Source organism: Pseudoalteromonas sp. GW168-MNA-CIBAN-0100, assembly GCF_040309225.1.
Taxonomy (GTDB): Bacteria; Pseudomonadota; Gammaproteobacteria; order Enterobacterales; family Alteromonadaceae; genus Pseudoalteromonas; species Pseudoalteromonas arctica.
Genome location: NZ_JBEOOL010000436.1, coordinates 1 through 286 on the forward strand (window position 1 = coordinate 1; position 286 = coordinate 286).

1 protein-coding gene is annotated in these 286 nt (G+C 43.0%); it reads right to left on the bottom strand.

All coding sequences use genetic code 11. The features are described 5' to 3' along the window. Nucleotides 1-286: cytochrome ubiquinol oxidase subunit II (locus AAEY62_RS21840; RefSeq protein ID WP_350636495.1), on the bottom strand; the 286-nt coding region annotated here is incomplete at both ends.

Here is a 286-nt window from a genome sequence, read left to right on the forward strand (position 1 = left end):
CTGCACCACTGTAATTGGCCGAAAAACCTTTAAAAGTACCCGGTTCATTGGCGATTAAATGCAGCTTGGTTTCCATGCCAGCCATTGAGTATATTTGACTCCCCAATTGCGGAATAAAAAATGAATTCATGGTGCTCTCTGAAGTGATTTTATATTCAACCGGCACGTTTGCCGGAAACACCAATTCGTTAACCGTAGCAATGCCTTGCTCAGGGTAAATAAATAACCACTTCCAGTTTAGCGATACCACTTCAACAGTGAGGTGCTTGCCTTTGCCTTCAATTGG